Source organism: Achromobacter sp. 77 (assembly GCF_020541125.1).
Lineage (GTDB): Bacteria > Pseudomonadota > Gammaproteobacteria > Burkholderiales > Burkholderiaceae_B > Achromobacter > Achromobacter mucicolens.
The window spans coordinates 4054516-4081248 of record NZ_CP059848.1; the positions used below are offsets into that span (position 1 = coordinate 4054516).

Genomic DNA, 26733 nt, shown 5'->3' on the forward strand with positions numbered 1-26733 from the left:
TACCACAACAGGTGAGCACGACATACTTCATGGCGCATGCGATTAAGACATGCAGAGACGCTTCCTTGCGCCCGTCCCAAGGCCGCAGCAATCGCCGTTCCTACAAACCACCGTTGTATCAACTACCGGAGCCAAAATGCTCATGCTACTCGTCCGCTTCATCGAAGAACTAATCGACGTCCTCAATTTCGGCAATTCGATTAACAGGTAGTTCGTCGTCGTTCAACGTCAAAGGGCCGAACCCCTTGCTTCAAAGGATTCGGCCCCACTTGCTAGGTTCCAGCCCGCTTGCCTTAAGGCAAGCCAGCCAGTTCTTAAATCGGTTTAATCATTGTCGCCTGAGGACCTTTCTGTCCTTGGCCGGCGACGAACGTCACGCGCTGGTTCTCTTCAAGAGATTTGTGCCCGCTGCCCTGAATCTCAGAGTAGTGAGCGAAGAGGTCCTTACCGCCCAGCTCCGGCATGATAAAGCCGAAGCCCTTGTCGTTGTTGAACCACTTCACAATACCAGTTTCAATCTTCAATGTAAGTCCTAGATTTTCCAGGGAAAAGTATCCCTGCACTCACTATGGGTCATTAACGGCCACAAAGATACGACCGTTTCTAAATGACACATGTGCCGGCGATGCTCTGGACCGCAATCTGAAAACGCTCCGTGGCCGGTCCCGCCCATTAAGTGACCACCGCGCAGCTCTGCGCAGATTCCCATGACCTTGACTGAAACCCTCGCCTGGGGCCTGGGCCTGCTCGCGTTCGCGCGGCTGGTGCTGGCGCCCCTCGGTGATTACCTCTCCCGCCGCCACGCCGCGGCCGATCCCTGGAACCCGACATGAACACTATGAGCGCAAGCGCGCCTCCAGTACGCCACCGTCCCCCCATCACGATCAAGCGGGCAGCTCGCAAGCTGGGCGCCCTGATCGCTCCCCGCGACCACGCCGGCAAGGGCCACTGGAGCGACGACGCGGAGATTCCGCTGTGGGCCTGGCCCGCCAGCCTGGCGCTGGCCGCGTTCTTCCTCTACGGCCCACAGTTCCTGGGCTGGCTACTCGGATACCGCTGCTAGACGCCACGCGGACCACGCCTCTTCACCTATTTACGTTGTGTTGGCGGCATCGCCAGCGACTCAAGCAGTTCCCCGTCTGCATCACAGCCGAGTCCCAAAAGAAGCGTGTGGACATCCACACCTTGGCGGGCGGCTTCCTCTTGTGCAACTCGCCAGCACTCCACGAGGCGCGCCTCCTCAACACCAACTTTCATTTCGTGAATCGGCTGAGCGGGCCGATCCGCAGCGGTTTCCCCGCACAACCGGCTTTCATAGCAGAACCGCTCCAATCCCCTGCGGATAGCCGCGCCAAACCGGCTATTCGAGTCTTCCATTCTGACCTCCTTCCAACGGAAGAATCTTAGCTCAATCACAAAGTGGCCAAACCATGAACGCTCCCCCCGCATCGTTCAAGACGATGATCAAGGACGGCACGATCAAACGCGCCGACGCAATGAAAGTCCGCTATTCCGATATCCGCGTGAAAGAGGGTTTCAACCTCCGCGACCTGGATGACGAATACGAAACCGGTATCGAAGCCCTGGCCTCCTACATTTTGGCTGGCGGCACGTTTCCCGCACTCGAGGTCATCGCCCTGCCGGACGGCTCCGGCGTAGAAGTGGTGGACGGCCATCGTCGCTATGACGCCATTGGGCGGGCAATCCAGCGCGGCGCCCCTATCGAGTGGGTTGCCGTCGTCGGGTTCCAGGGCAACGAGATAGAACGCCGTGCGCGCATCTATACCAGCAACGAGGGGGTGAAGCTGCGCCCTCTGGAGGCCGCTCGCGGCTTTAAGCGGTTCCGTGGCATGGGATTGGATACGGAAGAAATCGCCGCCCTGGTCCACCGCAGCCGGCCCCATGTCGAAAACTACCTCGTTCTGGCCGACGCCGAACCAGACGTACAAACGCTGGTGCGCAGCGGCGCAGTTTCTGCCGAGGTGGCGATAGACGCGGTTCGCCGATACGGTGCCCAGGCGGGTCAATTCCTGAGCGGCAAGGTGGTCCAGGCCAAGGCCGCAGGCAAGTCCAAGGTCACCGCCAGCACCATCCACGGCCGCGCCCTGCCCCGCAAGGTCGTCTCCCCGCTCATCAGCGGCGTGGACACGTTCATGCAGGGACTAGACGCCAACCAGCGCGCGACCCTCTTGGACATCCAGGAAGGCCGCGTAGCCGCCGAAACGATCACCATCCCGGCCGCCGCCCTGCTCGATCTGTTCCAGGCCCACGGCGCCGTTGAAACGGCCCGGGCCAAACAGGCGGAGAAGCAGCGCCGCCAAGCAGAGGCCGCGGCTTCCGCCAGCCAGGCCGAAATCCCCACCGCAGAGGTTGCCCACGCATGAGCGCCCCCCAAAACCTCGACGACCTGGACGACGTTGACCTGGCCGCGCTGTCCACCCGTGTTTTGCACGACATGGTCGCAAAGATGGCCCCCGAAGAACGCCAGCGCTATCGCGAAGCCCTCGACGCCGCAGACGCACCCCTCCGCAGTTTCCTGGGCGCCGCCCTGGGCACTCCCGAAACGTCGACCTCCGCCCCCGGAAAGAACTGCACTATCTGCCGCGGCGCATTCTCCGGCATGTCCTGGGACACGCTTTGCCCTTCCTGCTGGGAAGAAGATCTCCGGAACGATTCGGCGGACCGGCGTGGCCGCGCTCTCGCGGCTGGTCGCGCACCGACAGCAGCTGTGCGCGACGTGATAGCTGAGCGCCAGCGGCAAATTACCGCAGAGGGCTGGACGCCTGGGCATGACGACCTCTACCACGAGACGGGACAGCTGGAGTCGGCCGCAGGTTGCTACGCGATGTTCACGCTGGCCTATCCGCCCGGAGATCCCGTCAGCTTCTGTCCCTGGTCGCCCAGTTTGTGGAAGCCGAGCGCCGACCCTCGCCGCAACCTCATCAAGGCCGCCGCCCTGCTCCTGGCCGAAATCGAACGCCTGGACCGCGCCGCCCTCGCCGCCCAGGTCCCGCAGCAGGGAGAGGCGTGATGGACGTTGCCGTGTTGTTCGCTCGCCAGGACAGCACCTACAAGGCGTTGCCCGACGTGGACGTTTACGACATCGACCGGGACGCCAGGACGTTCCAGGGCGGCATGCCCGTGGTAGCGCACCCGCCCTGCCGGGCTTGGGGCCGGCTTCGGGCCTTCGCCAACCCCCGCCCGGATGAAATGAACCTTGCCCGCCTGGCCGTGGCCCTGGTGCGGGAATTCGGCGGCGTTTTGGAACACCCGGCCGGCAGCACGCTATGGGCCGCCCAGATGCTGCCGCGTCCTGGTGGCGCCCGCGATCAGTACGGCGGCTGGACCTTCGCCGCCCCACAGATGTGGTGGGGCCACAAGGCCGAGAAAGCGACGTGGTTCTACATCGTAGGCGTGGCGCCCGCAGACATGCCGCCCGTGCCGCTGGTGCTGGGCGATGCAACCCACGTTGTCCAGTCCCGCAAACGCCAAGACTACCGCCCGCATATCACCAAGGCAGAGCGCGAGCATACCCCCCCCGAGCTGGCCGCGTGGCTGGTCGAGGTTGCGCGGCGCTGCCGCAATGAGAAAAGGATTGCAGCATGACCGACGAAAACAAAACCGCCCTGCTGTCCAAGCTGCGCGCCCCTGTAGCCGATGACCTGATCCATCGACTGCGCTGCACATACGCGATGGGACCGATGATCGACGGCGAGCCTGAGTTTGGATGGCGGGATTGCAGTGGTCCAGCACCAGAAGGATTGCGTCTTCCATCCCCGATCATGCTGGAAGCTGCGGCAGCAATCGAGCGCCTGGCCGCCCAGCTCCGCGAGTGCGCCGACACCCTCGGGGCCGACCAGATCGACGAGCAGCGCGCCATGCGGGCCTACGCCGATTCGATGGCGCTGCTGAAGGAGAAGCCTCATTTATGACGCATTTGAAGCGCCAATGTCTCATTAGTGGATTTAGCCCGCCAAGCGCGGGCTTAGTTTTGGAGGATCAGATGAACGAATATCTCTCGGCGTCTGACCTGGCCGAACTGGTCGGGTGCAAGCCAAACCAGAGGGCGATGATGGCGCGCTGGCTCAATCGCCACGGCTGGCGCTATGTCGTGGACAAAAATGGCGTCCCGCGAGTGTTGCGGGCTTATCGAGATAAGAAACTGGGAGCAGTAGATGGCCAGCAAAAAGCCGGTCTCACGTCAGGCCCGAATCGCCAAGCCTTCACCCGCGTGGGAGAAGACCGGCGTGGCCAGACTGTACAAACGCGTCGGCAAGCAGCGCATTAGTTGGATCTACAAGCATGTGGACGGACGGAGCCAAACGCTGGCCTCGTGCGCCCTCGGGGACCGATCTGCGCGCTATGACGCCGAGCGCCTCGCGACGAAGCTAGCAGTGGAGATTCAGCAGGGCGTCGTAGTGGCCGGCGCGGTGTCCGAGATGATCGAGCGGTTCGAACTCAAGGAAGACCCCACGTACTATCAGGACCAGTCGAAGGACGGCAAGAAGATTCGCAAGGGCATGTACACCAACCTGACGAAGTTCTTTGGCAGGATGGTGCCCTCCGAAATGACCGCTCAGCATGGCTACCAATACCTAGAGGACCGGGCAGCCGCGGGAGCCCCAATCAAAGCGAACAAGGAGCTTAGCCAGTTCTCCGTCATCTGCCACTTCGGCGTACGCTGGGGTCTGTTGGCCGCGAATCCCTTCGTTAACATGATGAAGAATCGTTCGACGACCGAAGCGAAGATCATTGATCGTCGGCAGGTCCTGCGCTTCTACCTCTGGTCCGTGAAACAGCGCGAGAACTACAGGACGATGGGCTGCGCAGCGATGTTCACCTATTTGACCGGGTTTCGTTCGTCGGAGGCTCGTCCATTCCTGAAGACTGGCCTGACGCACGAAGGCGTGACGGTACTGTCCACGAAGCGCAAGAAAGGCCAGATCGAAGTTGTGAAGGTGCGCGAGTGGTCGCTGCGGCTGCGCGTGGTGGTGGCCCGAGCGCTGGATCGCAAGAACACCAGCAGCCCTTACCTATTCGCGCCCACGAAGCGATCGGATTCGTACACTCGGCATGGCTGGGCGTCCAGCTGGAAGGACGCGCAACTGGCCTGGATCCGGTCTTTCGATGAGTCCGTGACGGAGAAGAAGCTGACCAAGCATCCGCTGTACTTCAATTTGCAGGATGTGCGCCCTGCTGCGATCACGACGAAAATCCAAAACCGTGACCACGACGCGTACGATTTCGCAGCGCATGCGAACCCGGCGACGACGCACAAACACTATGACAGACGGATCGTGAAGAAGGCCTCGGCGACGGAGTAAAGTTCTAACGCAGGCTTTTTTATTCTAATGATTGCCTAGTTAACGAACTTCAATGCCACGCAATAGCTTGATTTCATTAGCAGTTCTGGCGCGGCAGGAGGGGCTCGAACCCCCGACCTCAGGCTTAGAAGGCCCGTGCTCTATCCAGCTGAGCTACTGCCGCGCGGTGTGAAGACGCCCGGAACCTGTCCGGGCCGCGCATTTTACCCTGTTGCGGAAAAAAGTTCGTCGCCCCTTAGCCGGGCGCGTCCTAGCGGGTCCCGCCCTACTCCTCGCCAATGTCCGTATGCGTGGACACCCACAGCACGATCGCATCCTCCGGGCTCAGGCTGATCACCCGGTGCCCCATGCGGCTGTCTATATAGAAGCTCTCCCCCGCCTTCAACCGCGCCGGTTCATAGAACTCGGTATAGAGCTGCACCTCTCCCTCCAGCACATAGACAAATTCCTCTCCCCCATGGCGGCTCCAGTCCTGGAATTCGTCGAAGGAGCGGGCCTTGACGCGCGTGTGGAACGGCATCATGCGCTTGTGGGACAGCGCGGTGCACAGCAGGCGGTGGTCGTAGTACGGGGTTTCGTATTGGCGGCCTTCGCCCTGGCGGCTGAGGCTGCGGCGGCCGGTGCCCATGTGGGCGTCGGACGCGGTGAAGAGTTCGGCGACGTCCAGGTCCAGGCCGGCGGCGATCTTGATCAGGTTGTCATAGGTGGGGGACAGCAGGCTGTTCTCGATCTTTGACAGGGTCGACGCGGACACGCCGGTGGCCTCGGCCGCCTGCTTCAGGGTCCACGCGCGCGCCTGGCGCAAGGCTCGCAGCCGTTGTGCCAATGCGCTCTGTTTGTTGCCTTGCATTCTCTACACCCTGTCATGCCCGCAGTAGTCGGGCCTGAATAATCAGGCCCGCAATAATCAGCCCCGCGATTGACGTTCACGCCACCAATCGCGCGCCTGGTAAGACCAATAAGTCAGCTGAACCGCCGCCGTGCCCAGGCTCCCGCCATTCCAGGCCAACCCGAACGGTTCGAAGAGCTTGTAGCGCTGCGTGTCGCCGGTGATCCCCTCGGCCACGACGCGTCCGCCTATGGAGGTGGTGTTCATGCCGTGGCCGCCGAACGCCGTGCAATACCAGACGCCGGGTCCCAGCAGCCCGATCTGCGGCATCAGGTGCCGCGCGTAGGCCATGCGTCCCGACCACGCCGCCTCAACGCGCACCCCCTGCAATTGGGGGTAGACGCCAAGCAATTCGCGGCGCAGGGACTCGGCCAGATCGGGCGGGTCGTCGACACGGGTGGTGATTCTACTGCCCCAGCCGATGCGGCCGCCATCGAGGACGCGGTAATAGTTGCCGGCGCGCCGGTCGTCGCCGATGGCGGCGGTGCTGCGGATGGCTTCGCGGACCCGGTCGCCCAGCGGTTCGGTCAGCATGATGTAGGTGGCGATGGGCAGCATGGCGCGCCGCAAGGCGGGCACGACGTCGCCGGTGTAGCCGCCGGTGGCCAGCACGACGGTGGCGGCGTCGATCTGCCCTTGCTCGGTCTTCAGGTGCTTGACCGCGCCGTCGAGCGTGGCGTGCACGACCGGCGAGTCTTCATGGATGCGCACGCCCAGCCGGACGCACTCGCGGGCCAGCGCGCGGGCGTAGTTCAGCGGGTGGAAGTGAAAGGACGACGGGTCTTCGATGCCCTGGAAATAGACATCGGACACGAGACGCTCCCGGACTTCGCTGCGCGACAGCAGCCGCACGTCGCGCCCGAAGTCGCGCTGCTGGCTGTCGCACCACTGGCGCAACGCGTCGGTCGCCTCGTAGCGCACGACGCGCAGGCGACCGTCCACCTTGTGGGCGTCGGCGATGCGCAGATCGCGGATGTTGTTGCGGATGATCTCGACGCCTTCCATCGACAGCCGGTAAAGCTGGCGGTAGTGGTCTTCGTCGACGTGCTTGCGGATGGCATCGGCGCCGGCCGAAAAGGCCGGCGACACCGAGCCGCCGTTTCTGCCCGACGCCCCCCAGGCAATGCGCCGCGCCTCCAGCAAGGTGACGTTGCGGCCGCGCCGGGCCAGTTCCAGCGCGGTGGACAGGCCTGCCAGGCCCGCGCCGATCACGCAGACGTCGGCGCTGGCCGCGCCCGCCAGCGGCGGATAGTAGGTTTCGCTGTCGGCGAGCGTGCGCTTGTAATACGTGTCGATGTACTCGGAGACCATGGTGTCCGCTCAGTGCAGGCCCGCGCCTTGCAGGCCCCCGGTCAGGCGCTTTTCCAGCCAGTTGGCCAGGCGCAGGAGCGGGTAGCAGTAGATGAAGTAGATGGCGGCGATCATGCCGTAGATGAACAGGGATTTCGCCGGGAAGGTGATGATGAAGACTTCGCCCTGGCGGGTCAGCTCGGTGATGCCGACGACCGACAGGATGGCGGTGCTTTTGATCAGCATGACGTAGACGCCGCTCATGGGCTGCACGATCAGGCGCATGGCCTGCGGCAGGATGACCAGCCACAGGATCTGCAGCGGTCGCAGTCCCAGCGTCATCGCGCCCTCGGTCTGGCCGCGCGGCACGGCCTGGATGGCGCCCATGACAATTTCCGCCACGTAGCAGGACGTGTAGACCGACAGCGCCACGAAGGCCGCCGTGCCGGAATCCCAGTGCAGCATTTCAATGCCGGAGCTGGGCAGCACGAAGTAGAAGATGTAGAGCTGCACCAGGAACGGCGTGCCGCGCAGGATGTGGATGTACAGGCCCAGGATCTGGTGCACCCCGCGAATGCGGTAGCTGCGGATCACGCCGATGACAAAGCCCAGCAGCGACCCCGCGATGATGGCCACGAAGGAGATCTTCAGCGTCTCCCAAAAACCCTTGAGCAGAAAGGGCAGGACGACGCCGGCGGTGGAGAGATAGGATTCCAGCATGGTTACCTCGCGTTCCAGGCCGGGCCGGCCAGCCACAGGCTTACGCCCTTGGACAGCAGCAGCATGACGCAGTAGATCAGCAGATAGCCTGCGGCGATGGTCAGGAAGGCTTCGTTGGGCACGATGCGTTCGCTGTTCATCTGCACGCCGGCGGCCACCAGTTCAAACACCGTGATCAGCGACAGCAGCGAGGTGTCCTTGATCAGCACGGCGGTCTGGCCCAGCAGCGGCGGCAGCGTATTGGCGAAGGCTTGCGGCAGCACCACATAACGCAGACGCTGGTGGTAGTTCATGCCGCAGGCCTTGGCCCCTTCGATCTGGCCGCGCGGCACGGACTCGATGCCGACGCGGATGATTTCGCTCATGTAGGCCGCGTGGTGCACGGTCATGGCGATGATGCCCAGCACCATCTCGCTCCAGCCCTTGGCGCCGGGCACCAGGTACGGCACCGCGTAATAGACCAGGTAGATCTGCACGAGCAGCGGCGTGGAGCGCACGAATTGCACATAGGCCGCCACCGGGCGCCACACCGCGCCGCGGGACGACATATGGGCAAGCGCCAGCGGCACCCCGGCCAGCACGGACAGCACCAGGCTTGCGCCCGCCGCGATCAGCGTATTGGCCAGGCCTTCGGCGAATTGGCCCGTGTACTGGCTGACGATGCGCCAGTTATAGAAATCGATCAGCCAGTCCATGGGAGGTCCCGTCTCCGATCAGTGGTCTTTCTTCCAATCGGTCGAGTACCAGTACTGCACCAGCTCCGGCAGCGAGTTGTCGGCGGTCTTCAGCGTCTGCCAGTTGTCCAGCCAGAACTTCAGACGGAAGGCGTTGGGGCCGACGGCGAACGCCAGCGGCTCGCGCACCATGACGCCTTCCAGCACGCGCAGGTTGCCGAAGTCCACGAGGAACTGGTTGGCGGTGGACAGCGACATGATCCCCGCGTCCAGCCGGCCGCTGGACAGCGCCTGGCCGACCGGAGCGCTGCCGCCCGAGAACTCCTTCAGCGTGGCCGAGGGCAGCATCTTCTTGCCGACTTCGGCATAGGTGCTGGCGCCCAGCGCGCCGACGGTGACGCCGGACTTGTTCAGTTCGGCAAAGTTCTTGTACGGGGAATCCTTGGGCACCACGGCGACGGTGTCGGCGTAGAACATGGGCAGCGAGAACAGCACCTGCGCAGCGCGCTGCGGCGTGGGCGTCATGTCCGCGGCCACCATGTCGGCCTTGCCAGACAGCAGCGCGGGCAGCAGGCCCTTCCATTCATAATCCTGCAGCACCAGCTTCACGCCCAGGTCGTCCGCCATGCGCTTGGCCACTTCCACCGCCAGCCCCGTGCGCTTGCCCGACTTGTCCATGAAGCTCATCAGCGGCCCGGATGTCTGCACCGCCACGCGCAGTTCGCCGCGCTTGATGATGTCGGAAAGTTCGTCCGCCTGTGCCGGCAGGGCCACGGTGGCGGCCGCCAGGGCGACGCTGGCCACGCCCAGCCATTGTTTGATCTTCAGCATTTCTAACCCCTTTGGTGATTGGACCCATATCGTTCCGGGCAAGGCACATCGCGCCGGCAGCGCCCGGATAAGCCGGACCGGCGGGACTACAGAATCTTTTCCAGGAAAGCGCGGGTGCGCGCCTCTTTGGGGTGGCCGAACACTTCGTCGGGCGTGCCCATCTCCACGATGCGGCCGGCATCCATGAAGAGCGCGCGGTCGCCCACGTCGCGGGCAAACCCCATTTCGTGCGTCACAACCGCCATCGTCATGCCGTCGCGCGCCAGTGCGCGCATCAATTCAAGAATGCCGCCCACCGTCTCGGGATCGAGCGCCGACGTGGCTTCGTCGAACAGCATCAGTTGCGGATCCATCGCCAGCGCGCGTGCAATGGCCACACGCTGCTGCTGACCGCCAGACAACTGGCTGGGATAGCGATCGCCAAATTCCGCCATGCCGACGCGGCCCAGCAGCTCGCGGGCGTAGCGCTCGGCGTCGGCGCGGCTGCGCCCGCGCACGACGCGCTGGGGTAGCGCCACGTTGTCGAGCGCAGTACGGTGCTGGAACAGGTTGAAGTGCTGGAACACCATGCCCACGTCGGTGCGCCAGCGGTTGACGTCGGTGGCCGGGTCCGTGAGCGACACGCCGTTCACGCGGATGCTGCCGCTGTCGATGCTTTCCAGGCCATTCAAGGTGCGCAGCAAGGTGCTCTTGCCCGAGCCGGACGGCCCCACCACCACCATCACCTCGCCACGTTCGAGCTGGCAATCGATGCCATCCAGCGCCAGATGCGGGGGATGCCCGTCGCGCTGATAGGTCTTTCTGACTGCCTGAACTACGAGCAAGGGTTCGGCCACGAATTCACCTTCAGGTGCAGGGCACCTCAAAAATATTTCGCATTTCACGTCATAGTTTCGTATAGTAAATTTTTTTCCAGAATCGCCACTTAGGCATAACCCTTAAGCGAAGACGCTGACTTCGCAAGGCATCGAAGGAACCGGCATGGACACTCCTCAAGACATCCTGCGCAATCTCGGACTCAATTCCAGCGCGCTCACCGGCGGCACCCTGATCGCCCGCAGCCCGATCGACGGCGCCGAGCTGGCGCAGGTGCATGAGCACACGGTGGCCCAGGCCCACGCCGCCATCACCCGCGCCCGCCAAGCCAGCCTGGCATGGCGCGACGTCCCCGCCCCCCGCCGCGGCGAGCTGATCCGCCTGTTCGGTGAGACCCTGCGCCAGCACAAGCAGGAACTCGGCCGCCTGGTCAGCCTGGAAGCCGGCAAGATCGTCGCCGAGGGCGAAGGCGAAGTGCAGGAAATGATCGACATCTGCGACTTCGCCGTCGGCCTGTCGCGCCAGCTCTACGGCCTGACCATCGCGTCCGAGCGTCCCGGCCACCGCATGATGGAAACCTGGCATCCGCTGGGCGTCGTCGGCGTCATCAGCGCCTTTAACTTCCCCGTCGCCGTCTGGTCCTGGAACGCCGCGCTGGCGATGGTTTGCGGCAACGCTGTCGTCTGGAAGCCGTCGGAAAAGACGCCGCTCACGGCCCTCGCCTGCCAGGCCCTCTTCGCGCAAGCCGTGCAACGCTTTGGCGACGCCCCCGCCGGCCTGTCCGAAGTCCTGATCGGCGGCCGCGAAGTCGGCGAAGCCTTGGTCGACTCGCACACGGTCGCACTGGTGTCCGCCACCGGCTCCACCCGCATGGGCCGCCAGGTCGGGCCGCGCGTCGCGCAGCGCTTCGGCCGCGTCCTGCTGGAACTGGGCGGCAACAACGCCATCATCGTCGGCCCCACCGCCGACCTGGACATGGCCGCGCGCGGCATCGTCTTCGGCGCCATCGGCACCGCTGGCCAGCGCTGCACCACCACCCGCCGCCTCATCGTTCACGAAAGCATTGCCGACGAACTGGTCCAGCGCCTGCACAAGGCCTATGCCAGCGCCCCCATCGGCAACCCGCTCGACAGCGGCAACCTGGTCGGCCCCCTGATCGACCGCGCCTCCTTCGACGCCATGCAGGCTGCCCTGACCGCCGCACGCGAACAAGGCGGCAAGGTCACCGGCGGTGAGCGCGTGCTGGCCGACCAATACCCCGACGCCTGGTACGTGCGCCCTGCCATCGCCGAAATGCCCGGCCAGACCGACGTCGTCTGCCATGAAACCTTCGCGCCCATCCTCTACGTGATGCGCTACAAGGACTTCAACGACGCGCTCGCCATGCAGAACGGCGTGCCGCAAGGCCTGTCGTCCGCCATCTTCACCAACGACCTGCGCGAAGCCGAAACCTTCCTGTCGGCCGCCGGCTCCGACTGCGGCATCGCCAACGTCAACATCGGCACCTCCGGCGCCGAAATCGGCGGCGCCTTCGGCGGCGAAAAAGAAACCGGCGGCGGCCGCGAGTCCGGCTCGGACGCTTGGCGCAACTACATGCGCCGCGCCACCAACACCATCAACTACTCGCGCAACCTGCCGCTGGCCCAAGGCATCAAATTCGGCGAATAACCGCCGATCTCCCTGCCGCAAGGCCTGCCGGATCCGCCGCGCAGCGCCTTCGCGCAACACCTTTCTCCAAGCCCCGCGCATTGTCGACAATGCGCGGGGTTTTCGCATTGCTTACAGCCCATACAACCAATTAGCCTGACTTACAAACTGTTGCCGGGGACGGTGCTACATTGCCTCATCACAAAAACCATACACGTCCTCAATGACCTCCAGCCGTCCCTTTCATCGCTCTCCCACTACCCGCCTCGTCGCCGCCATCCTGGCCCTGGGCGCGGCCGGCTCCGCCGCGGCAGGCGTGTCTTACCGGCTGGACCGCCCCTCTGCGGCGCCCGGCGAAACCGTCACCATCGAGGCCGTGTTCTTCAACGAAGGGGGCTCGCGCGTGGACTGGCAGGCCCCGCCTGAACTCGTCCTCCAGTGGCGCAGCCCCAACGGCCAGATCGTGCGCAGCCTGGCCAAACTGAAAAGCGGCCGCGACAACTACAGCGTGCCCGTCAACAACTTCGCCCGCATGTCCTGGACCGCCGAAGTGCCCGCCACCGCGCGCGGCCTGCAAGCCGTCTCCATCGAAGGCCAACCGTCCATGATGGCGCTGGACGCCACCGGCCGCGATAGCGGCACCCTGGCCACCACGCCCGCCCAAACCCCCGTCGTCGACGCCCGCAGCGGCCAACCCGTCCCGCCCGCCGCCGTCGCCGCGGCAGGCGCCTCGCCCGAAGCCGGCCCCGCCCCCGCCGCCGCCGTCGAACAGACCGTCGAACAGGCCGCCTTCGACAAATTCCGCAGCGCCTTCTCGGCCTACAAACCCGTCTACTTCGCCGTCGGCACCCGCGGCCTGACCACCGCCCGCTTCCAGATCAGCGCCAAATACCGCCTCATCAGCCCGCGCGGCAGCGCAGACACCTGGCACGACGACTTCTACCTGGGCTACACCCAGACCTCGCTCTGGGACCTGGAAAGCGACTCCAAGCCCTTCATCGACACCACCTTCAACCCCAGCGTCTTCTGGCTCTCCGACGACGTCTGGAAATCCGAAAACCAGAACTGGCGCATCGGCATGAACGTCGGCGTCGAACATGCCTCCAACGGCAAGGACGGCGACGACTCGCGCTCCCTGAACGACGGCTACATCGAACCGCGCTTCCATTACCGCTTCGACGGCGGCAGCACCCTCACCTTCGCCCCCAAGGTCAAGGCCTACTTCGCCGTCGCCAACGAAAACAGCGACTACTCCGCCTACGCCGGCCACGTTGACTGGCAACTGCGCTGGGCCCAGGACAATGGCGCGGTCGTCACCGCCATGTACCGCCAGGGCGACCAGCGCCGCCGCACCACCCAGCTGGACTTCGCCTGGCCGCTGCAGCGCACGTTCCTGAACTGGAACGGCTACCTGCACCTGCAGTACTTCAACGGCTACGGCGAAACGCTGCTTGGCTACAACCAGCGCAACGAAAGCCAGTTCCGCGTGGGCCTGTCGCTGATTCCGTAAGGCCTTAACGCGGCACGGAATCGTTGAATGAAAATCGCCGGCTTGAAATGCCGGCGATTTGCTTTGCGCGCGCGATTGGGGGGGCTACCTCTATTGGCGGGACGGTGTCAGACACCCGGGAGAGCGGGGCGTCAGCCCGTGACGGCAATTCAACGGGTGTCAGACACCTTGGTATAGAACGCCGACGCAAGACACCCGAACGCCAGATAAGGCCGCCCGCGCGGCCGACATCTGGCAGCCCCGCAAGATCTTCCGAACCCGAACAGACCGGTAGAAAAAGGTCAAGCAAGCCACCCTCCCCAACGGCCGTCCGACCTTTTACGACGCAGCCCGGCGCGGCGGCGGCCTGGGTGCGCGGGGCGTGTAGATGCGCCCGAGGGAATCGGAAGGCAGTCGCCGAAGGCGACAACGACGATGACGACGGGGAAGTCCGGAGCGAAGGCTCCGGACCGCAATCGTAGCCCCGCGCACCCAGGCCGCCGCCGTGCCGGGCGTCTCAAGAACCCGCACCAAACCCGCCCCAGCCGCCGCAAGAACACCGAAACAACCACCGAAACAACCACCGAAAGAAACCACCAAAGAAACCAACAAAGAATCCAACAAAGGGATTTCCCTCAATCCCCCCGAAACTCCAACCCCGTCCCGTAAACTCCGCCCCAAAGCGCACCCAAAAACACCGCGCACCAAGGGGATCCGGGCCGCTAGTCCCGGACAGATAAAGCACAAGCAAAGCCATTCATGTTCGCCGACCTGAAGCACCTCTCGCACCACGCCGCCTGGCGCCGCCAGCTTGAAATGCTGCTCGAATCCGCCGGCGAAGGCATCTACGGCATCGACCTGCGCGGCCGCTGCATCTTCATCAACAGCGCCGGCGCCGACATGCTCGGCTACACCCCCGATGAACTGGTAGGCCGCAACATGCACTACCTCATTCATCACTCCCACGCCAACCGCACCCTGATGCCCGTCCACGACTGCCGCATCTTCAAAGCCTTCCGCGACGGCCGCGGCGAACGCGCCGACGACGAAGTGCTCTGGCGCCGCGACGGTACCTGCTTTGACGCTCAGTACGCCTCATACCCCATCCGCAACGACCAGGAAGTCGTCGGCGCCGTCGTCACTTTCTCAGACATCACCGCTCGCAAACAGATCGAACGCGAACTCCAAAGCACCCAGGCCTTGCTCGAACGCCGCGTCGGCGAACGCACCGCCGAACTCAGCGCCGCCCACGAATCCCTGCGCCGCCTGTCCTCGCACCTGAGCACCCTGCGCGAAGAAGAACGCGCCCACATCGCCCGCAACATCCACGACGATCTCGGCGCCTCATTCACCGCCTTGCAGCTCGACCTGAACTGGCTGCGCCGCCAGCTCAGCGCCGCGCCCGACCTCCAGGCGCACCTTGACCGCATGCTCGAAGTCACCCAGACCGCCATGGGCGCCACCCGCCGCATCCTCAACGACCTGCGCCCCGTCGTCCTCGACCACCTGGGCCTCTGGGCCGCCCTTGAAGCCCTGCTGCAGGACCTGCAGACCCGCAGCGGCCTGCAGTGCCGCTACCTTTGCCCGCCCGACACCGAAAGCCTGCGCCTTGACCGCAACGCCGAAATCGCCATCTACCGCATCGTCCAGGAACTGCTCACCAACGTGCAGCGGCATGCCCGCGCCCGCAGCGTCAGCGTCAGCGCCGTCTGGGGCGCCGACGGCCTTATGCTCACCGTCGAAGACGACGGCGTCGGCATGCAATTGCCCGAAGACCGCCACACCTTCGGCATCCTTGGCATGCGCGAGCGTGCCCGCGCCATTGGCGGCGATCTTGCACTGGACAGCGCCCCCGGCGCCGGCATGCGCGCCCGCCTGCGCCTGAACCCGCTGGCTGCTTGAAGGAAACCGCGCCATGCCCCTGAACCTGCTTATCGTCGACGACCACCTCATCATCCGCCGCGGCCTCGCCCGCATCCTGGAAGAAGACCCGCGCGTCGCCCTTGTCCACGAAGCCGCCGACGGCCCCGCCGCGCTGCGCGCCCTGCGCCAGGCCCACTACGACGCCATCGTCCTGGACGTCGCCCTTGGCGAGCGCGACGGGCTGGATGTACTGAAAAGCGTGCGCGCCGATCATCCGGGATTGGGCGTCGTCATGCTCTCCGTCTACCCCGAATCCCAGTTCGCCGTCCGCGCCCTGCGCGCCGGCGCCCATGCGTATCTGAATAAGGGCTGCGAGCCCGAAGAACTGCTTGCCGCCCTGACCAACGCCGCCGCCGGCAAGATGTACGTCACGCCCACTGTTGCCGAACTGCTCGCCCACACCGTGCGCCAGGACAGCTCCCGCCCGCCCCACGAATTGCTGTCCAACCGCGAATTCCAGGTGTTGCAGCTGCTGGTGGCCGGCCGCTCCGTCTCGGCCATTGGCGAACAGCTTGCCCTGTCCGTCAACACCATCTCCACCTATCGCAGCCGCATCTTCGAAAAGCTCAACGTCCGCACGCTGGTGGAATTGGTCGCCTACGCCAACACGCACCAGTTGGGTGCGATCTAAGCGCCTGCCGCACTATCCCGGCGCAGCCCGCGCACCACGTAGTAAGGCCCCTACACGCGTATCGTTGAACCGGCGATACCGGCCGCCGCCGGCCAGCCCCATGATGGCTCCATTCCCGACCGAAGGAGCCACCATGTCGCTTTTCAGCAACCCGTTTGACGCCAACAGCCGCCTGGCATGCGGCTGCGGACGCCACGCCTCGCAGGCCGAACACGAGCGCGCCACGCAAGCCGTCTTGCAGGGCGACGCCGCCGGCAGCGCCGTCGAACAGGCCGTCATGCGCGCCCTGTTCCCGCAGGATGCGCTGCGCCGCCGCTTCCTGCGTGCCGTCGGCAGCGGCACCGCCATGGCCGCCATCGCGTCGATCTTCCCGTTGGCCGCCGCCAAGGAAGCCTTCGCGCAGACCGCCGGCCCGCTGGAAAAACAGAAGCTCAAGGTCGGCTTCATCCCCATCACCTGCGCCACGCCCATCATCATGGCGCACCCCATGGGCTTTTACGGCAAACAGGGCCTGGACGTCGAAGTCGTCAAGACCGCCGGCTGGGCGCTCATTCGCGACAAGGCCATGTCCGGCGAGTATGACGCTGCCCACATGCTGTCGCCCATGCCGCTCGCCATCTCGATGGGCGTCGGCGCCAGCCGAGCCGTGCCGTGGACCATGCCCGCCGTCGAAAACATCAACGGCCAGGCCATCACGCTGTCCATGAAGCACAAGGACCGCCGCGACCCGAAGGACTGGAAGGGCTTCAAGTTCGCCGTCCCCTTCGACTACTCCATGCACAACTATCTGTTGCGCTACTACCTGGCCGAACACGGCCTGGATCCCGACACCGACGTGCAGATCCGCTCCGTGCCGCCGCCCGAGATGGTGGCCAACCTGCGCGCCGACAACATCGACGGCTTCCTGGCGCCCGATCCCGTCAACCAGCGCGCCGTGTACGACGGCGTGGGCTTCATCCACACCTTGTCCAAGGCCATCTGGGACGGCCACCCCTGCTGCGCGTTCTCCGCCAGCAAGGAGTTCGTCACCACCATGCCCAACACCTATCAGGCTCTGCTGAAAGCCATCATCGAAGCCACCGCCTACGCCCGCAATCCTGCCAACCGCAAGGAAATCGCCACCGCCATCGCCGCGCCCAACTATCTGAACCAGCCCGTCACCGTGGTCGAGCAGGTGCTGACCGGCACCTACGCCGACGGCCTGGGCAAGGTGCTCACCGATCCCAACCGCATCGACTTCGACCCCATGCCCTGGCAGTCGTTTGCCGTGTGGATCCTGACGCAGATGAAGCGCTGGGGCCAGGTCAAGGGCGACGTCGATTATCAGAAGGTCGCGAGCGACGTGTTCCTGGCCACCGACGCCGTGCGCCTGATGCGCGAAGCCGGCCTCACCCCGCCCGCCGAAACCGGCAAGACCTTCAGCGTCATGGGCAAGCCGTTTGACCCCAGCCAGCCCGAGGCTTACCTCGCCAGCTTCAAGATCCGGAGGACCTGATGGGGTCGGTGCAACACTGGCGGGCCACGTTCCTGTCCATCGCCCTGTTCCTGGCGTTCCTGCTGCTCTGGCACGCCGCCACCCGCCCCGATGCGGGCGAGGCGACGGTGGACCCGGCCTACGCCGCGCTGGTCGGCAATGCCGCGGCCAGCGGGTCCAAGACGCCGTTCCCCGGTCCCGCCGAAGTCGGCGCGCAGCTGTGGCAGCACCTGAAGGATCCCTTCTACGACCGCGGACCGAACGACAAAGGCATCGGGATCCAGCTGGGCTACTCCGTGGCGCGGGTGCTGACGGGCTTCGGCCTGGCTGCGTTGGTGGCCATCCCGCTCGGGTTCCTGATCGGCATGTCGCGCACCGTTTACCGCGCGTTCGACCCCTTCATCCAGGTGCTCAAGCCGATCTCGCCCTTGGCGTGGATGCCGCTGGCCCTCTACACCATCAAGGACGCCAACACTTCCGCCGTCTTCGTGATCTTCATCTGCTCGCTGTGGCCCATGCTGGTGAACACCGCGTTCGGCGTGGGCGCCGTGCGGCAGGACTGGTTGAACGTGGCGCGCACGCTGGAAGTGTCGCGGCTGCGCACCGCGCTGCAGGTCATCCTGCCCGCCGCCGCGCCCACCATCATGACCGGCATGCGCATCTCGGTCGGCATCGCGTGGCTGGTGATCGTGGCCGCCGAAATGCTGATCGGCGGCACGGGCATCGGCTACTTCGTCTGGAACGAATGGAACAACCTGTCCATCTCCAACATCATCTGCGCCATCGTCTTCATTGGCCTGATCGGCATGCTGCTGGACAACCTGCTGGCGCGCGCCGCGCGGCTGGTGAGCTATCGGGAGTAACGCGCATGAGCGAATCTTTCCTGCAGGTCCAAGGGCTGGGCAAGCGCTACCCGGGGCGCGATGGCCGTCCGCAGCCGCCCGTTTTCGAGAACATCGATTTCCAGATCGACAAGGGCCAGTTCGTCTGCGTCATCGGCCACTCCGGCTGCGGCAAGACCACCATCCTGAACGTGCTGGCCGGCATCGACGATAGCAACGAAGGCATCGTCATCATGGACGGCCGCCAGATTTCGGGGCCGTCGCTGGAACGCGGCGTCGTCTTCCAGGCGCACGCGCTCTTGCCGTGGCTGACGGCGCTGCAAAATGTGGAATTCGGCGTGCGTTCGCGCTGGCCCGCCTACAGCCGCGAACAGGTGCGCGCGCACAGCCAGCGTTACCTCGACATGGTCGGGCTGGGCCACGCCGCCGGCAAGAAGCCCTGCGAACTGTCCGGCGGCATGAAGCAGCGCGTGGGCATCGCCCGCGCCTTTGCGATTCAGCCCAAGATGCTGCTGCTGGACGAGCCCTTTGGCGCGCTGGACGCGCTGACCCGCGGCGCCATCCAGGACGAGCTGCGCGCCATCGTCCAGGAAACCCGCCAGACCGTCTTCATGATCACGCACGACGTCGACGAGGCCATCCTGCTGTCGGACCGCATCCTGCTCATGAGCGCCGGTCCGTACGCCCGCATCGCCGAATCCGTCACCGTGGACCTGCCGCGCGACCGCACGCGCGCCAGCCTGCATCACGAACCCCGCTATTACGACATCCGAAACCATCTCGTCGACTTCCTGGTCGACAAGGCCATCCACAAGGAGTGAACCACCATGATGTCCCGCGCTGAAGTCACTGAACTCGTCGTCACCCGCAAGCTGGAAAAAAAACTCTCGTGGGGCGCCATCGCCGAAGCCGTCGGCCAGAGCAAGGAATGGACCACCGCCGCGCTGCTGGGCCAGATGACCATGACCGAGGAACAGGCGCAGGCCGCCGCCCGCGTGCTGGATCTGCCCGCTGACGCCGTCGTGCAGCTGCAGGTCGTGCCCTACAAGGGCTCGCTGCCCAGCACCGTGCCCACCGATCCGCTGATCTACCGCTTCTATGAACTGATCAACGTCTATGGCACCACGTTCAAGGCGCTGATCAATGAAGAGTTTGGCGACGGCATCATGAGCGCCATCGACTTCAAGATGGATCTGTCGCGCGAGGCCGACCCCAAGGGCGACCGCGTGCAGATCGTGATGAGCGGCAAGTTCCTGCCGTACAAGACGTACTGAAGACACGCCAGGCGGGGCGGGCCCCGCCTGCGGTTAGCCCTCGGCGGCCAGTTCTTCCCAGCCCAGTTCGCGGGTGCGCTGCAGCGTCACCGTGACCTGGGCCGCCGCTTCGCGTACCGCCTGAACCAGCGTCAGGCCGTTCAGCAATCGCGACGACACGCCCGCCATGAACACGTCGCCCGTGCCATGCACCGACGGCGGAATGGCGATCTCGGGGTGAGTCACCACCGTGACGTCGTCCCGCGTGACCACCACCAATTGCAACGTGCCCGGCGCGGCCGTCATCGGCGCGGCGCTGGTCGCGACGATCCACTGCGGCCCGCGCGCGATCAACTCGCGGGCGGCGGTCACCACTTCGTCGACCGACGACAGCGCGCGGCCCACCAGCAATTCCAGCTCGAAATGATTGGGCGTCATGCCCTCGGCCAGCGGCACCAGCAGATCGCGATACTGCGCGACGAGCCCCTCGTCCACGTAGAGCCCGTCATTGCGATCGCCCATTACCGGGTCGATGAACACCCGCAGCTCAGGACGCGAGGCCCGCACGGCCGACAGCCATCGCGCCAGCAATCCGGCCTGCCCCGGCTGCCCCAGATATCCGCAGACCACCGCGCGCGCCACCTGGCTCACGCGCCGCTCGTCCAACCCTTTCAGCAAGCCCTCGAACCAGTCCAGCGGCACCGCGCCGCCGTGCAGCGTGGGATAGTGCGGCGTATTGCTGAGGATGACGGTGGGCAGCGCAATCGCGCGCAGTCCCGCCTTGCGGAACACCGGCATGGCGGCGTTGTTGCCGACATAGCCGTAGACGACCTGGGACTGGATCGAGACGACATCCACCTGCGCGGTGCGGGCGGGCAGCGCTGCGCCCGGCATGGGGGCAGCGGGAATTGCGGTCATGAGGATTGCTCCGGGGTGTGGACGGGGGGTAGACGAGCGGGTCAGCCCATGCGGGTGATGAAATAGATCTTCTTGACGAAGTGGTCGACTTCCCAGCGGCCCGTATAGCCTTCGGGCATGACAAAGGCTTCGCCCACGGTCAGCTCGTGCACCGTGCCGTCCGGGTCCACCAGACGCGCGGCGCCTTCGACGATATAGCCGAATTCGATGTAGCCGGTGGTGTTGGACTGGAACGAGCCCGCCGTGCTTTCCCACACGCCGGCCTCGGCTTTGCCCGCGTTGCCTTCAAAGGCGGTCACGGTACGAAACGCGGCATCGCCCGAAATCGGGCGGCGCGGCTTGCCGGGCACCGGGTTCTTCATCGGGCCGGCATCGATGCGGACAAGCCGCGATTGATCGTTTTTCATGGTTGATCCTGTGTCTTCCAATAGCGAGTGAGTGCGCCAGCGGCGGGCGCTCAGTGCGCCGCCACCACCAGCACCTCGGCCATGGCCCGGCTGACCGTGCGCATGCGGTGCGGCAATTCAGAGTCGAAATAGACGGAATCGCCGGTTTCCAGGCGGAACTGGCGTTCGCCCACGTGGACCTCTATGGCGCCCTTGAGCACCAGCAGGAATTCCTCGCCCGGATGCGGAAACACCGCGGCGGCGTCCGGAAATTCACGCGGCGGATGCACCACGAAAGGCTCCATCGCCTTGACCTTGCGCCGCCCCGCCAGCGACTCGTAATGGTACTCGCTGCCCAGGCCGCGCCGCTGCAGGGCCTCCCGGTCGGCCACGCGCACCACGCTGACCACTTCATCTTGCGCGGCGCCGTCGTCCCCGACCAGTTGGGACACGCCCACGCCATAGGCCTCGGCCAGGCGCAGCACGGTGGAAATCGACGGCTCGCTCAGGCCCCGCTCCAGCTTGGAGAGATAGCTTTTGGTCAATCCCGTGCGCTGCGCCAGCTGTTCCAGGGACAGGGTTTGCTGGCGGCGCAGGGTGCGTAGGCGGTGCGGCAGGTCGATCATGGGCGGGGAAGGCGCAAATACAACCGGCAAGAATGCCCCAAAAGCCCGCCGCCGTCGAGCCGCCCGCCCTGCTTCGCCTAGCTCAGCACATCAGGATGCGCCCGCAGGGCGCGGCGCGCGTAGTACGAGAACCCCACCTGCGACCGCTTGGGCGTCAGAATCCAGTCGTGCGCCTCGCGGCCCAGTTCCGGCGGAATCGGCTGGATCTTGCCCGCGGCCATCGCCAGCAGCTGCATGCGGGCGGCACGCTCGAACTGCAGCGCCAGCACGCAGGCTTCTTCCACCGACCCGGCCGCAATCAGCATGCCGTGATGCGACAACAGGATGGCGCGCTTGGAGCCCAGCGCCTTGGAAATGATCTCGCCTTCCTCGTTGCCCACCGGCACGCCCGGCCAGTCCTTCAGGAACGCCACGTCGCCGTAGAGCGGGCAGTTGTCCATGTGCGAGACCTCAAGCGGAACCTCCAGCATGGACAGCGACGCCACATGAAGTGGATGCGTGTGGATGATGCAGTTCACGTCGGGCCGTGCGCGGTAAATCCACGAGTGAAAGCGGTTTGCCGGATTGGGCATGCCGCCGCCTTCCTGAACACGCAGGTCTTCGTCCACCAGCAGCAGGTTGCTGGCCGTGATCTCGTCGAAGCCCAACCCCAAACGCTGCGTGAAGTAGCGGTCGGGCGCGTCCGCGCGTGCCGTGATCTGTCCCGCCAGCCCCGAATCATGCCCGCCGTCAAAAAGGATGCGGCAGGTCAGCGCCAGCCGCTCGCGCAAGGTCCATTGCGGGGTGTCGAACTGCCGCTGCATCTCGGCCTGCGCGCGCGCAATCAGTTCGTCCTTTCCCAGGTGCATCGTATCGGCCATCATGTCTCCGTCATGCCGTTTCCATCAACGGCGTAAATCCCGGCAAGGCACGCATGCGGGCCAGCCAGGCAGTGATGTTCGCAAAGCCGGACAGGTCGTAACCGCCCTCGCCCGCCATGCTCGTGTAGGGGTACAGCGCGATGTCCGCGATGGTGGGCGAGGCGCCCACCAGAAACTCGCGACCTGCCAGGTGAGCGTCCATCAGCGCGGCGGCCTTCATGCCCGCCGCGCGCCACGCCACCATGTCAGGATCGTCCGTCTTGGCGGTCTGGCGCAGGTGAATCAAGAGGCGCGGCTGCGCAAACGCGTGCATGTGCTGGGTCTGCTCAAAACTCAACCAGCTCGACACCTGCGCCTGCGCCAGCCGGTCCTCGGGCAGCCACGACGTGCCCATGCCCAGATACCACAGGATCGCCTGCGACTCCGCCAGCCACTGCCCTTCCGGCGTCAACAGCGCCGGCACCTGCCGCCACGGATTGATGCGCGCGAACGCCTCGGTCTCCAGGTCGCCCTGAACGATGTCGAACGTGCGCCGCTTGACCGGCAAGCCCATCAGCCCGCAGGCCAGCCGGATCTTCCACGCGTTGCCCGACCGCAGCGTATCGGCCAGTTCCAGCGGCTTGCCCGCCAGCGGGTGGGACGCCCCGGTATTCATGCGTAGCTCCTTTCCATATGCGTGTCTCCTATTCCATCTTGATATTGGCGCGCTTCACGATCTCGGCCCACTTGGTCTTTTCGCCGCCAATGAAGCGCTGATATTCGTCGGGCGTACCCGTGTAAAGCTGCGTGCCCTGCGCCGCCAGCCGTTCCTTCAAGTCGGACGAGGCCAGCGTCTTCTGCAAGGCCGCACTCAACGCCGCCACCACGTCCGGCGGCGTGCCGGCGGGCGCGAAGAACGCATTCCACGAACTGATCTGCAGGCCCGCATCGCCCGCCTCGACGCTGGTTGGCACCGCGGGCGCAGACGGCAATCGCTTGTCCGACGCCACCGCCAGCGCCCGCAACTTGCCCGATGCGACGTGCGGCATGATGACCGGACTGGCGTCCATCACCACATCCACCTGCTCGCCGATCGCCGCATTCACGGCCTCGCTGCCGCTCTTGAAGGGCACATGCACGATGTCCACGCCCGCCGTCAGTTTCAAGAGCTCCAAGCCCAGGTGCGGCGAGCTGGCGTTGCCGGCCGAGCCGAAATTCAGCTTGGCGGGATTGGCCTTGGCATACTTGACGAATTCGGCGAACGACGCGCCGGGCAAACCCGAACGCACGGCCAGCAGATAGGGCGACCCGGACACCATGCCCACCGGCACAAACTTGTCCGCGTCATAGCTGAGCTTGGCGTAGATCAACGGGTTCACCACCTGCGTGCCCACCGTCCCCATGAATATTGTGTATCCATCGGCCGGCGCCGTCGCCGCCACCTGCGCCGCGATCACGCCCCCCGCACCCGGCCGGTTCTCGATCACGATCCCCTGCCCCAACACGTCCCCCATTCCCTTGCCCACCTGCCGCGCCACGATATCCGTGATGCCGCCAGCGCCAAACGGCACCACCAGCCGGATCGGCCGCTCCGGAAACGCCGCCTGCGCTTGCCCCGCCAATCCTGCCGTCATCGCCAATGCTGCCACCATGCCCAAGACCTTCATGCCATTCCCCTTGTATGCGCCGTCGCGGCGCTATGACACAAAGTGTCCTATAGAGCATTGATTTTCCGCAAGGGGAATTTGATTAGGGGAAACCTGGGGCGAGGGGAATGGAGTTCGGTTTTTGGCTTTGCCTGGCAACACCCGCCATTGCGTGGGCATGTTCTCGTTCTGTGCGAACGGACAGCCTGCAGTTGTAAAAGGCCAACTTCGCGATAGGCGCGATTAATTTGCGCAACGGTCTAAGCCCGCGGATTCGGGGCATGCGCATACGGGCATTGCGGAGGGCGCACGGGCATCTCTAGGCACTCGGCTGTAACTTGGGAGCTGTACGGGAGGAAGGCTGTGCCTTGCATGGAAGGCCCCGGTGCCCCCGTGGTCAGTGGCCGCTTTCGGCCATGAGCAGGCATTGCAGCCTCCGAGACATTGTCCCGCCACCACCAACACGTCGAGTTCAATTGATCAGGATGCAGATAGCATCTAACGTGGGCGTAGAATTCGTGCCTAAAGCTACTAAGATTTCCGCTAGCTTCTAAATCAACGCTCGCGATCTACCAAGGGGATTGGAATTGGACTGGAAACGGCAGTTGGTGATTGCTCACCTCGTAAAACAGAAAGTCGCTGAGGTGGACATCAATCAAGTGTTCGAGAATACGTTGCCCGAAGTCGCAGCTAGCGAGAGGCAACTGCAGTCCATCGAGGCAAAACTGGACTTCCCACTCGATCCTCAGTATCGAGATTTCCTTTCAAACGCCAACGGCTGGCGCGCTTTTTGGCACAGTGTTGATATTTTTGGCGTTGATGACTTTTTTGGGGGCCCACGAGCTCAACGAGCAAGCGATCTGGTCGAATCGCTAGAAGACTTGCAGCCGCTCTGCGGCTTCGACAAGCGGGATTTATTGCCGATCGCGGTGGCATCTGAAGATATAGATGTCATGCTGATGACTCGGCCCCACACTGCCACACCTGGTCAGGTATTCTGGTTCGCAGGAGGACTGATCGAAAGATTCGTCGGATTCGAAGAATGGTTCCTGGCGATGGCCGACTACATTCGTGCTGACTATCAATATCTATCCAAGGATCATCACTAGTCGGTGTCGACTTTAGCGGTTAAGAACAACAAATCAGTGACCGCTCAGGGTCGAAAGCAGACGGCCACCAAGGTCTGCAACCGGCCAGAAGCATACGGTGCGAAAAAGCAGCTCAGCGCCTTCGGTGATAGCCCCGCCAGCGGTCGGAGATAAGCGACGGTACCAACTGGATCATCACCGCCCAATCGAGAAACGCGAGCGAGCAGCAAGAAAATGAACTTTCGCCTTGCCAACACGATCTTCACGGTGCCAATTTTGGCACTGACTGCCATGGGATCGGCTTTCGCTCAAGGTAGTGACACATCACCTGCTGGCGGACCACGGGTAACCCGGCAATTCGATTTTTCAGCACCTGCCTTAAATTTCGAAAGCACCGTTCCACGAGATGCGCACGTGCAGACCGCGCCCATGGAGCCCAATCCGCCGGACACCATCGGCAACGTGAAGGTGATTGGAAAAATCACGTCGGATAGAAATAATCCGGAGATCGAGACCAGCATTTTGGGCTACAACCTGCCGGCGCCCGCCACGGCATGGCGACTCTGCACTTTCGAAGTGGAAGCACTTGGGTATGTACCGCGAATATCCAAAAGTTCGGACGACCTGACAGAAGTGGGACTTCTCGCCCAGAAAGCCGACAACGGGAAGCCAAAGAGTGCCGCTATCAGTTATTGCTTTGTCCGCGAAAAACAGGCCGTGGGCGTTTTCTTCATCGTCGACGTGAGCCATGCCGCCAGCATGGATGCCGCGAACAACCTGGTGCATAAAGCCGATCGATACGCCACTGCGCTCATTGACAGCCTTTCATGGGCCAATGGGCAGCAATCGAGCTTCGGCCGGGAAATGCAGGAGATCCCGCTTCGTATCGGCAGCGTGGAACACCGGATTCGCATCCCGAATGGATGGGACATTCCCATCAACGATTTTCACGGACCACTTCCTGCCGAGCTGCACATGGTCAGGCGTAAGAACGGAAAGGATGTCGGATTGGTCTGGCTCTTCGTTCAAAACATGAAGGAGAAGCCCGACCTTGAAACAGCCGGTGCCGCGCTCGTGAAAGATTACTTCGTCAAGCAGACATCCGACGCGCGGTCGCCCGTGATGCTGTCGAGCGAAGAGGATAGTGCGTTGGCGGACCAGGGGTTTTCCGCGCGCACCTTCCGGTTTTCCGTCGAAGACAAGAACGGCCGCGACGCGGGCGATATCGAGGCGCTCGTCGCATGGAAGCATGGTCAGCTTTCCGTGCTGACGCTGTGGTCTGCGTGGACAGCTTCCGCCGATAGGAACACGTTCTTCTCGCGGCTTCCGGGCCTGTCGGTTTACGACATCCTGCGGCAGGCCGTGCTGAAGACGCAACCGTAGAATTTGCAGCGCCATTTTGATAAAAGCAAAGTTGCTGAGCACCT

At 64.2% G+C, this 26733-nt stretch carries 32 protein-coding genes and 1 tRNA gene; 18 read left to right on the forward strand and 15 right to left on the reverse strand.

Annotated features, from left to right (window positions below):
• Nucleotides 1-314: 314 nt before the first annotated feature.
• Nucleotides 315-524: a cold-shock protein gene (locus H4P35_RS18755; protein WP_062842107.1), complete on the reverse strand. Its 210-nt coding sequence runs from the start codon at nucleotides 522-524 to the stop codon at nucleotides 315-317.
• A gap of 183 nt (nucleotides 525-707) precedes the next feature.
• On the opposite strand from H4P35_RS18755, the gene H4P35_RS27180 reads away from it, so the two are divergent.
• Together H4P35_RS27180 and H4P35_RS18760 are read left to right on the forward strand one after the other, a co-directional pair.
• The gene (locus H4P35_RS27180; RefSeq protein ID WP_255452413.1) at nucleotides 708-833 is read left to right on the forward strand and encodes a hypothetical protein; all 126 of its coding nucleotides are present in this window, start codon (nucleotides 708-710) and stop codon (nucleotides 831-833) included.
• Entirely contained in the window at nucleotides 830-1063 is a 234-nt protein-coding gene (locus tag H4P35_RS18760) for a hypothetical protein (protein WP_226846516.1), read from the forward strand. Before H4P35_RS27180 ends, H4P35_RS18760 begins: the two co-directional genes overlap by 4 nt.
• A gap of 26 nt (nucleotides 1064-1089) precedes the next feature.
• Here H4P35_RS18760 and H4P35_RS18765 read toward each other — a convergent pair whose 3' ends face one another.
• Nucleotides 1090-1377, reverse strand: coding sequence for a hypothetical protein (locus H4P35_RS18765; protein WP_226846517.1), 288 nt, complete (start codon nucleotides 1375-1377; stop codon nucleotides 1090-1092).
• A gap of 53 nt (nucleotides 1378-1430) precedes the next feature.
• Here H4P35_RS18765 and H4P35_RS18770 point away from each other — a divergent pair, with 53 nt between their 5' ends.
• The 6 genes from H4P35_RS18770 to H4P35_RS18795 all read left to right on the forward strand — a co-directional run bounded on the left by H4P35_RS18770 (nucleotide 1431) and on the right by H4P35_RS18795 (nucleotide 5324).
• Nucleotides 1431-2384, forward strand: a complete 954-nt coding sequence (locus tag H4P35_RS18770) for a hypothetical protein (RefSeq protein WP_226846518.1) — start codon at nucleotides 1431-1433, stop codon at nucleotides 2382-2384.
• Nucleotides 2381-3031, forward strand: a complete 651-nt coding sequence (locus tag H4P35_RS18775) for a hypothetical protein (protein WP_226846519.1) — start codon at nucleotides 2381-2383, stop codon at nucleotides 3029-3031. Before H4P35_RS18770 ends, H4P35_RS18775 begins: the two co-directional genes overlap by 4 nt.
• Nucleotides 3031-3606, forward strand: coding sequence for a hypothetical protein (locus tag H4P35_RS18780; RefSeq protein WP_226846520.1), 576 nt, complete (start codon nucleotides 3031-3033; stop codon nucleotides 3604-3606). Before H4P35_RS18775 ends, H4P35_RS18780 begins: the two co-directional genes overlap by 1 nt.
• The gene (locus tag H4P35_RS18785; RefSeq protein ID WP_226846521.1) at nucleotides 3603-3932 is read left to right on the forward strand and encodes a hypothetical protein; all 330 of its coding nucleotides are present in this window, start codon (nucleotides 3603-3605) and stop codon (nucleotides 3930-3932) included. The genes H4P35_RS18780 and H4P35_RS18785 overlap by 4 nt, the downstream gene beginning before the upstream one ends.
• Before the next feature lie 71 nt (nucleotides 3933-4003).
• Complete coding sequence (locus tag H4P35_RS27280) at nucleotides 4004-4288, forward strand: DUF4224 domain-containing protein (protein WP_226846522.1); 285 nt, start codon at nucleotides 4004-4006, stop codon at nucleotides 4286-4288.
• Nucleotides 4176-5324 (forward strand): hypothetical protein, encoded by a 1149-nt coding sequence (locus tag H4P35_RS18795; RefSeq protein ID WP_226849546.1) that lies wholly within the window; start codon nucleotides 4176-4178, stop codon nucleotides 5322-5324. Before H4P35_RS27280 ends, H4P35_RS18795 begins: the two co-directional genes overlap by 113 nt.
• An 86-nt stretch (nucleotides 5325-5410) precedes the next feature.
• On the opposite strand, the gene H4P35_RS18800 is transcribed toward H4P35_RS18795, so the two are convergent.
• The 7 genes from H4P35_RS18800 to H4P35_RS18830 all read right to left on the reverse strand — a co-directional run bounded on the left by H4P35_RS18800 (nucleotide 5411) and on the right by H4P35_RS18830 (nucleotide 10564).
• Nucleotides 5411-5487, reverse strand: a tRNA-Arg gene (locus tag H4P35_RS18800).
• A 102-nt stretch (nucleotides 5488-5589) separates the two neighbouring features.
• A complete protein-coding gene (locus tag H4P35_RS18805; protein ID WP_056323144.1) occupies nucleotides 5590-6174 on the reverse strand; it encodes a helix-turn-helix domain-containing protein in 585 nt (194 codons plus the stop codon).
• Nucleotides 6175-6231: 57 nt separating this feature from the next.
• On the reverse strand, nucleotides 6232-7524 hold the full coding sequence (locus H4P35_RS18810) for an FAD-binding oxidoreductase (protein WP_062842198.1): 1293 nt from the start codon (nucleotides 7522-7524) through the stop codon (nucleotides 6232-6234).
• A gap of 9 nt (nucleotides 7525-7533) precedes the next feature.
• On the reverse strand, nucleotides 7534-8223 hold the full coding sequence (locus H4P35_RS18815) for an amino acid ABC transporter permease (RefSeq protein ID WP_056323142.1): 690 nt from the start codon (nucleotides 8221-8223) through the stop codon (nucleotides 7534-7536).
• A 2-nt stretch (nucleotides 8224-8225) separates the two neighbouring features.
• Nucleotides 8226-8918, reverse strand: a complete 693-nt coding sequence (locus H4P35_RS18820) for an amino acid ABC transporter permease (RefSeq protein ID WP_056323141.1) — start codon at nucleotides 8916-8918, stop codon at nucleotides 8226-8228.
• An 18-nt stretch (nucleotides 8919-8936) separates the two neighbouring features.
• Nucleotides 8937-9728: an ABC transporter substrate-binding protein gene (locus H4P35_RS18825; protein WP_062842199.1), complete on the reverse strand. Its 792-nt coding sequence runs from the start codon at nucleotides 9726-9728 to the stop codon at nucleotides 8937-8939.
• An 86-nt stretch (nucleotides 9729-9814) separates the two neighbouring features.
• Nucleotides 9815-10564 carry an amino acid ABC transporter ATP-binding protein gene (locus H4P35_RS18830; protein WP_056323137.1) on the reverse strand — a complete coding sequence of 250 codons (750 nt, stop codon included), beginning with the start codon at nucleotides 10562-10564 and terminating at the stop codon, nucleotides 9815-9817.
• Between the two features lie 145 nt (nucleotides 10565-10709).
• On the opposite strand from H4P35_RS18830, the gene H4P35_RS18835 reads away from it, so the two are divergent.
• The 8 genes from H4P35_RS18835 to cynS all read left to right on the forward strand — a co-directional run bounded on the left by H4P35_RS18835 (nucleotide 10710) and on the right by cynS (nucleotide 19824).
• Nucleotides 10710-12212: an aldehyde dehydrogenase family protein gene (locus tag H4P35_RS18835; protein WP_062842201.1), complete on the forward strand. Its 1503-nt coding sequence runs from the start codon at nucleotides 10710-10712 to the stop codon at nucleotides 12210-12212.
• 202 nt (nucleotides 12213-12414) lie between these two features.
• Nucleotides 12415-13701: a phospholipase A gene (locus tag H4P35_RS18840; RefSeq protein ID WP_226846523.1), complete on the forward strand. Its 1287-nt coding sequence runs from the start codon at nucleotides 12415-12417 to the stop codon at nucleotides 13699-13701.
• A gap of 738 nt (nucleotides 13702-14439) precedes the next feature.
• Entirely contained in the window at nucleotides 14440-15582 is a 1143-nt protein-coding gene (locus H4P35_RS18845; protein WP_175156992.1) for a PAS domain-containing sensor histidine kinase, read from the forward strand.
• Nucleotides 15583-15595: 13 nt separating this feature from the next.
• Entirely contained in the window at nucleotides 15596-16234 is a 639-nt protein-coding gene (locus H4P35_RS18850) for a response regulator transcription factor (RefSeq protein WP_062842204.1), read from the forward strand.
• A gap of 133 nt (nucleotides 16235-16367) precedes the next feature.
• Nucleotides 16368-17729 carry a CmpA/NrtA family ABC transporter substrate-binding protein gene (locus tag H4P35_RS18855; RefSeq protein WP_056323124.1) on the forward strand — a complete coding sequence of 454 codons (1362 nt, stop codon included), beginning with the start codon at nucleotides 16368-16370 and terminating at the stop codon, nucleotides 17727-17729.
• Nucleotides 17729-18571, forward strand: a complete 843-nt coding sequence (gene ntrB / locus H4P35_RS18860) for a nitrate ABC transporter permease (protein ID WP_056323123.1) — start codon at nucleotides 17729-17731, stop codon at nucleotides 18569-18571. The genes H4P35_RS18855 and ntrB overlap by 1 nt, the downstream gene beginning before the upstream one ends.
• Nucleotides 18572-18576: 5 nt before the next feature.
• Nucleotides 18577-19371, forward strand: coding sequence for an ABC transporter ATP-binding protein (locus H4P35_RS18865; protein WP_226846524.1), 795 nt, complete (start codon nucleotides 18577-18579; stop codon nucleotides 19369-19371).
• 9 nt (nucleotides 19372-19380) lie between these two features.
• On the forward strand, nucleotides 19381-19824 hold the full coding sequence (gene cynS, locus H4P35_RS18870) for a cyanase (protein WP_056324548.1): 444 nt from the start codon (nucleotides 19381-19383) through the stop codon (nucleotides 19822-19824).
• A 33-nt stretch (nucleotides 19825-19857) separates the two neighbouring features.
• Here the strand turns inward: cynS and pdxK are convergent, their stop codons facing one another.
• The 6 genes from pdxK to H4P35_RS18900 all read right to left on the reverse strand — a co-directional run bounded on the left by pdxK (nucleotide 19858) and on the right by H4P35_RS18900 (nucleotide 24239).
• A complete protein-coding gene (pdxK, locus tag H4P35_RS18875) occupies nucleotides 19858-20721 on the reverse strand; it encodes a pyridoxine/pyridoxal/pyridoxamine kinase (protein WP_226846525.1) in 864 nt (287 codons plus the stop codon).
• A 41-nt stretch (nucleotides 20722-20762) separates the two neighbouring features.
• A complete protein-coding gene (locus H4P35_RS18880) occupies nucleotides 20763-21128 on the reverse strand; it encodes a cupin domain-containing protein (RefSeq protein WP_056323113.1) in 366 nt (121 codons plus the stop codon).
• Nucleotides 21129-21178: 50 nt separating this feature from the next.
• Nucleotides 21179-21733, reverse strand: coding sequence for a helix-turn-helix domain-containing protein (locus H4P35_RS18885; RefSeq protein WP_056323110.1), 555 nt, complete (start codon nucleotides 21731-21733; stop codon nucleotides 21179-21181).
• 77 nt (nucleotides 21734-21810) lie between these two features.
• A complete protein-coding gene (locus H4P35_RS18890) occupies nucleotides 21811-22593 on the reverse strand; it encodes an aldolase (protein WP_056324545.1) in 783 nt (260 codons plus the stop codon).
• Between the two features lie 10 nt (nucleotides 22594-22603).
• The gene (locus H4P35_RS18895; RefSeq protein ID WP_226846527.1) at nucleotides 22604-23248 is read right to left on the reverse strand and encodes a glutathione S-transferase family protein; all 645 of its coding nucleotides are present in this window, start codon (nucleotides 23246-23248) and stop codon (nucleotides 22604-22606) included.
• Nucleotides 23249-23276: 28 nt separating this feature from the next.
• Nucleotides 23277-24239 carry a tripartite tricarboxylate transporter substrate binding protein gene (locus H4P35_RS18900; RefSeq protein WP_226846528.1) on the reverse strand — a complete coding sequence of 321 codons (963 nt, stop codon included), beginning with the start codon at nucleotides 24237-24239 and terminating at the stop codon, nucleotides 23277-23279.
• Nucleotides 24240-24805: 566 nt separating this feature from the next.
• On the opposite strand from H4P35_RS18900, the gene H4P35_RS18905 reads away from it, so the two are divergent.
• On the forward strand, nucleotides 24806-25327 hold the full coding sequence (locus tag H4P35_RS18905) for an SMI1/KNR4 family protein (protein ID WP_226846529.1): 522 nt from the start codon (nucleotides 24806-24808) through the stop codon (nucleotides 25325-25327).
• A 213-nt stretch (nucleotides 25328-25540) separates the two neighbouring features.
• The gene (locus tag H4P35_RS18910; RefSeq protein ID WP_226846530.1) at nucleotides 25541-26689 is read left to right on the forward strand and encodes a hypothetical protein; all 1149 of its coding nucleotides are present in this window, start codon (nucleotides 25541-25543) and stop codon (nucleotides 26687-26689) included.
• Nucleotides 26690-26733 lie beyond the last annotated feature (44 nt).

Bases quoted from the DNA above. Each gene is read 5' to 3' on its own strand.
- H4P35_RS27180 (WP_255452413.1), top strand. From the start codon at position 708: ATGACCTTGACTGAAACCCTCGCCTGGGGCCTGGGCCTGCTCGCGTTC.
- H4P35_RS18760 (WP_226846516.1), top strand. From the start codon at position 830: ATGAACACTATGAGCGCAAGCGCGCCTCCAGTACGCCACCGTCCCCCC.
- H4P35_RS18765 (WP_226846517.1), bottom strand. From the start codon at position 1,377: ATGGAAGACTCGAATAGCCGGTTTGGCGCGGCTATCCGCAGGGGATTG.
- H4P35_RS18770 (WP_226846518.1), top strand. From the start codon at position 1,431: ATGAACGCTCCCCCCGCATCGTTCAAGACGATGATCAAGGACGGCACG.
- H4P35_RS18775 (WP_226846519.1), top strand. From the start codon at position 2,381: ATGAGCGCCCCCCAAAACCTCGACGACCTGGACGACGTTGACCTGGCC.
- H4P35_RS18780 (WP_226846520.1), top strand. From the start codon at position 3,031: ATGGACGTTGCCGTGTTGTTCGCTCGCCAGGACAGCACCTACAAGGCG.
- H4P35_RS18785 (WP_226846521.1), top strand. From the start codon at position 3,603: ATGACCGACGAAAACAAAACCGCCCTGCTGTCCAAGCTGCGCGCCCCT.
- H4P35_RS27280 (WP_226846522.1), top strand. From the start codon at position 4,004: ATGAACGAATATCTCTCGGCGTCTGACCTGGCCGAACTGGTCGGGTGC.
- H4P35_RS18795 (WP_226849546.1), top strand. From the start codon at position 4,176: ATGGCCAGCAAAAAGCCGGTCTCACGTCAGGCCCGAATCGCCAAGCCT.
- H4P35_RS18805 (WP_056323144.1), bottom strand. From the start codon at position 6,174: ATGCAAGGCAACAAACAGAGCGCATTGGCACAACGGCTGCGAGCCTTG.
- H4P35_RS18810 (WP_062842198.1), bottom strand. From the start codon at position 7,524: ATGGTCTCCGAGTACATCGACACGTATTACAAGCGCACGCTCGCCGAC.
- H4P35_RS18815 (WP_056323142.1), bottom strand. From the start codon at position 8,223: ATGCTGGAATCCTATCTCTCCACCGCCGGCGTCGTCCTGCCCTTTCTG.
- H4P35_RS18820 (WP_056323141.1), bottom strand. From the start codon at position 8,918: ATGGACTGGCTGATCGATTTCTATAACTGGCGCATCGTCAGCCAGTAC.
- H4P35_RS18825 (WP_062842199.1), bottom strand. From the start codon at position 9,728: ATGCTGAAGATCAAACAATGGCTGGGCGTGGCCAGCGTCGCCCTGGCG.
- H4P35_RS18835 (WP_062842201.1), top strand. From the start codon at position 10,710: ATGGACACTCCTCAAGACATCCTGCGCAATCTCGGACTCAATTCCAGC.
- H4P35_RS18840 (WP_226846523.1), top strand. From the start codon at position 12,415: ATGACCTCCAGCCGTCCCTTTCATCGCTCTCCCACTACCCGCCTCGTC.
- H4P35_RS18845 (WP_175156992.1), top strand. From the start codon at position 14,440: ATGTTCGCCGACCTGAAGCACCTCTCGCACCACGCCGCCTGGCGCCGC.
- H4P35_RS18850 (WP_062842204.1), top strand. From the start codon at position 15,596: ATGCCCCTGAACCTGCTTATCGTCGACGACCACCTCATCATCCGCCGC.
- H4P35_RS18855 (WP_056323124.1), top strand. From the start codon at position 16,368: ATGTCGCTTTTCAGCAACCCGTTTGACGCCAACAGCCGCCTGGCATGC.
- ntrB (WP_056323123.1), top strand. From the start codon at position 17,729: ATGGGGTCGGTGCAACACTGGCGGGCCACGTTCCTGTCCATCGCCCTG.
- H4P35_RS18865 (WP_226846524.1), top strand. From the start codon at position 18,577: ATGAGCGAATCTTTCCTGCAGGTCCAAGGGCTGGGCAAGCGCTACCCG.
- cynS (WP_056324548.1), top strand. From the start codon at position 19,381: ATGTCCCGCGCTGAAGTCACTGAACTCGTCGTCACCCGCAAGCTGGAA.
- pdxK (WP_226846525.1), bottom strand. From the start codon at position 20,721: ATGACCGCAATTCCCGCTGCCCCCATGCCGGGCGCAGCGCTGCCCGCC.
- H4P35_RS18880 (WP_056323113.1), bottom strand. From the start codon at position 21,128: ATGAAAAACGATCAATCGCGGCTTGTCCGCATCGATGCCGGCCCGATG.
- H4P35_RS18885 (WP_056323110.1), bottom strand. From the start codon at position 21,733: ATGATCGACCTGCCGCACCGCCTACGCACCCTGCGCCGCCAGCAAACC.
- H4P35_RS18890 (WP_056324545.1), bottom strand. From the start codon at position 22,593: ATGGCCGATACGATGCACCTGGGAAAGGACGAACTGATTGCGCGCGCG.
- H4P35_RS18895 (WP_226846527.1), bottom strand. From the start codon at position 23,248: ATGAATACCGGGGCGTCCCACCCGCTGGCGGGCAAGCCGCTGGAACTG.
- H4P35_RS18900 (WP_226846528.1), bottom strand. From the start codon at position 24,239: ATGAAGGTCTTGGGCATGGTGGCAGCATTGGCGATGACGGCAGGATTG.
- H4P35_RS18910 (WP_226846530.1), top strand. From the start codon at position 25,541: ATGAACTTTCGCCTTGCCAACACGATCTTCACGGTGCCAATTTTGGCA.